General features: G+C 74.3%; 2 protein-coding genes. Both read right to left on the reverse strand.

The annotated features are described in order from the left end of the window. Nucleotides 1-2,513, reverse strand: a 2,513-nt coding sequence (locus tag B7767_RS08710; protein WP_085571665.1) for an ATP-dependent helicase, incomplete at its 3' end; no start/stop codon positions are given. A gap of 100 nt (nt 2,514-2,613) precedes the next feature. Further along, nucleotides 2,614-4,146, reverse strand: a 1,533-nt coding sequence (locus B7767_RS08715) for a PD-(D/E)XK nuclease family protein (RefSeq protein WP_143652292.1), incomplete at its 5' end; no start/stop codon positions are given.

Here is a 4,146-nt window from a genome sequence, read left to right on the forward strand (position 1 = left end):
CCGTCCAGGTGGGCGGCGAGGCGGTGGAGGTGGGCGAGGACGGTGTCGGCGGCCGCGCGGCGGCGGGCGAGGGCGGCGGCGTCGAGGGGCAGGGGCCACACCTGGTCGTCACCGGTCCGGTGCAGGGCGGGGTTCTCCTCGTCCTCGGCGGGCTCGTCGGCCCACGCCTCGATCTCGCCGTGTCCGGCGGCGCAGTGCGCGTGGAGGGCGTGGAGGAAATCGGAGGGGCCGCGCGGTTTCTTCTGGCTGGGCCCCCACCAGTGGCCGGAACCGAGGAGCAGGGAGCGGGGGCGGGTGAAGGTGACGTAACCGAGGCGGAGTTCCTCGGTGTGCTGGTGTTCCTTCATGGCCTCGTGGAAGGCCTTCAGGCCGCGGGAGTCCCAGGACTCCACGTCGGGCAGGGTGTCGGCGTCGCCGCGCAGGGCGTGCGGCAGCACCTTGCCCTGGGCGGTCCACTTCTCTCGGCCCTGGCTGCTGGGGAAGGTGCCGGTGACCAGCCCGGGGACGGCGACGACGTCCCATTCGAGGCCCTTGGACTTGTGCGCGGTGAGGACCTTGACGGTGTTCTCGCCGCCGGGCAGCGCGTTGTCGAGGCCCTTCTCGTACTGGGCGGCGGTGCGCAGGAAGGCGAGGAAGGCGAGCAGGGTGGCCTCGTTGTCGCCGGCGGCGAAGGACGCGGCGATGTCCAGGAAGTTGGAGAGGGTCTCGCGCCGGCGGGCGGCCAGGGCGTGCGGGGACGCGGAGAGTTCGACCTCCAGGCCGGTGACGGCGAGGACGCGGTGCAGGACGTCCATGAGGGGGTCGGCGAGGGAGCGGCGCAGCTCGCGCAGTTCGGTGGCCAGGCGGGCGAAGCGTACGCGGGCGTCCGGTGAGAAGGGCAGGCCGTCGTCCCCGCGGCCGTCCAGCGGTGTCTCCAGGAAGGTGTCGAGGGCGTCGGCGAGCGAGATCACCTCGGCCGGGTCGACGCCCTCGACGGCTTCGGCGAGCCGCCGGTCGGGGTCGTCGTCGCCGTCCACGCGCGCGTGGGAGACGAGCCGTCGTGCGCGCCGCCCCAGCAGGGCGAGGTCGCGGGGGCCGATGCGCCAGCGCGGGCCGGTCAGCAGCCGTACGAGGGAGGCGTTGGCACCGGGGTCCTGGAGGACCTCGCAGACGGCGACGAGGTCGGCGATCTCGGGCAGGTGCAGCAGCCCGGACAGGCCGACCACCTCGACGGGGACGTCCCTGGCGACCAGGGCGCCCTGAATCTCGGCGAAGTCGCCGGCCGTGCGGCACAGCACGGCGATCTCACCGGGTGCCTTGCCGGTGTTCACGAGGTGGGCGACGGAGTCGGCGATCCAGTCGATCTCCTCCGCGTGGGTGGGCAGCAGGGCGCAGCGGACGGTGCCGTCGCGTTCGGCGCCGGGGGCCGGGCGGAGGGCCTCCACGCCCGCGTGCATGACGCGCAGCGGCTCGGCGAGGCCGTTGGCGAGGTCGAGGAGCCGTCCGCCGCTGCGGCGGTTCTCGCTGAGCGACTGGCGGGTGGCGGGGCGGCCGTCGGCGTGGGCGAAGTGCTCGGGGAAGTCGTCGAGGTTGGCGACGGAGGCGCCGCGCCAGCCGTAGATCGCCTGGCAGGGGTCGCCGACGGCGGTCACGGGGTGGCCGGTGCCGCCGCCGAACAGACCGGCCAGCAGGACTCGCTGGGCGACGGAGGTGTCCTGGTACTCGTCGAGGAGGACCACGCGGAACTCGTCGCGCAGGACGCGGCCCACCTCGGGGAGGGCGGCGAGCCGGGCGGACAGGGCGATCTGGTCGCCGAAGTCGAGCAGGTCGCGTTCGCGTTTGGCGGCCCGGTAGCGCAGGACGAGGTCGGCGAGCTCGCGCCGCGCGGCGGCCGCCTCGGGGACCTTGCGCAGGTCGGCGTTGGTGAGCCTGGTGTTCTCCAGGGTGCGCAGCAGCTCGGCGTCGTGGGCACGCAGGTCCTCGGGCCGTACGAGGTGTTCGGCCAGCTCTCCGTCGAGGGTGAGGAGGTCGCCGACCAGGTCGGTGAAGGAGCGGGTGAGCGCCGGGTAGAGGCCGGGGGCCTCGCGCAGGACGCGCGCGGCGAGCTGGTAGCGGGTGGCGTCGGCGAGGAGGCGGGAGGTCGGTTCGAGGCCGACGCGCAGTCCGTGGTCGGTCAGGAGGCGGCCGGCGAAGGCGTGGTACGTGGAGATCACGGGCTCGCCCGGGGGGTTGTCCGGGTCGATGGCATCCGGGTCGGTGACGCCGGCCTTGATCAGCGCCTTGCGGACGCGTTCGGCGAGTTCACCGGCGGCCTTGTTGGTGAAGGTGAGGCCGAGGACCTGTTCGGGGGCGACCTGGCCGGTGCCGACCAGCCACACCACGCGGGCCGCCATCACCGTCGTCTTGCCCGACCCGGCTCCGGCCACGATCACCTGCGGGGCGGGCGGCGCGATGATGCAGGCCGTCTGCTCCGGGGTGAACGGGATGCCGAGGAGCTCCTTGAGCTGATCGGCGTCGGTGATACGAGCGGGCACACGCAGAATCTAGCGGCGGACACTGACAGCGGGAGCCGTCAGAGCGCTCCGGGAGCGGAGAACCGCAGGTCGGCACGGGTGGTGCGATGTGTCACTCCGGTCACTCGACCACGTGCCGGCCCTCGGGCCGGGCACTGCACGAGGCCCGGAAGGCGCAGTGGGCGCAGTGCTGGCCCGTGGTCGGGGTGAACCGTTCGTCGAGGACCTTCCCGGCGGCCGTGGCCAGCAGATCGCCGATCCACTCCCCCTCCGGCGGCTGCTGGGCCTGGACCTTGGGCAGGGTCTCGCCGCCGTCCCGCTTGGCGGCTCCCTGGCGCAGCTGGACGAGCTCGGCGCCGCCCGGTTCGGGGCGCGCGCCGTCGAAGAGGTCGTCGACGGCGCCTTCCCCGACGGCGAGCTGGTAGACGGCGAGCTGGGGGTGGCGTTCGACCTCCTTGGCGCTGGGCGCCTGTTTGCCGGTCTTGAAGTCGACGACGTACGCGCGTCCCTCGCCGTCGGTCTCGACGCGGTCCATCTGGCCGCGGATGCGGACCTCGTAGTCGCCCGCTTCGAGGGTGACGTCGAAGTCGTGTTCGCTGGCCACCGGGGTGCGCCCGGCGCGGTCCATGACGTGCCACTCGAGGAAGCGTTCGAGTGCCACGCGCGCGTGCTCCTTCTCCTGCGCCGACTTCCACGGCGCGTCGAAGGCGAGCGCGTTCCACACCGAGTCGAGGCGCTCCATGAGGACGGCGAGGTCGGCCGGGGTGTGCCCGGAGGCCACCTCGTCGGCGAGGACGTGCACCACGTTGCCGAAGCCCTGGGCGGCGGTCGCGGGCGCGTCGGCCTTCACCTCCCGGCCCAGGAACCACTGCAGGGCGCAGGTGTTGGCGAGCTGGTCGAGGGCACTGCCGGAGAGCACGACGGGCTGGTCGCGGTCGCGCAGCGGCACCTTGCTCGCCGTCGGTTCGAACATGCCCCACCAGCGGTAGGGGTGCGCGGACGGCACCAGGGGACGGCCGTCCTCGTCGGCGAGCGCGGCGAGCCGGGCCAACCGCTGGGCGGCGGCCTCCCGCAGGGTGTCGGAGACCCGGGGGTCGACCGTCGTGGCGCGCAGTTCGGCGACGAGCGCGGCGACGGCCAGGGGGCGGCGCGGGCGCCCGGTGACGTCCTTGGGCTCGACGCCGAGTTCGGTCAGGAAGCGGGAGGGCTGGTCGCCGTCGTCGGCGGGCGCCTTCACGGCCGTCACGACGAGCCGTTCACGCGCGCGCGTGGCCGCCACGTAGAACAGGCGGCGCTCCTCGGCGAGCAGCGCGCCGGGAGTGAGCGGTTCGGCGAGTCCGTCGCGGCCGATGCGGTCGGCCTCCAGCAGGGAGCCGCGGCGGCGCAGGTCCGGCCACAGGCCCTCCTGGACGCCGGCCACGACGACCAGGCGCCACTCCAGGCCCTTCGAGCGGTGCGCGGTCATCAGGCGCACGGCGTCGGGGCGGGCGGCGCGCCGGGTGAGGGTGTCGGCGGCGATGTCCTGGGCCTCGATCTCCTCCAGGAAGTTCAGGGTGCCCCGGCCGCCGGTGCGTTCCTCCGCGCGGGCGGCGGTCGCGAACAGCGCGCACACGGCGTCGAGGTCCCGGTCGGCGTTGCGGCCGGCCGCGCCGCC

This window comes from Streptomyces sp. 13-12-16 (genome assembly GCF_002114215.1).
Lineage (GTDB): Bacteria > Actinomycetota > Actinomycetes > Streptomycetales > Streptomycetaceae > Streptomyces.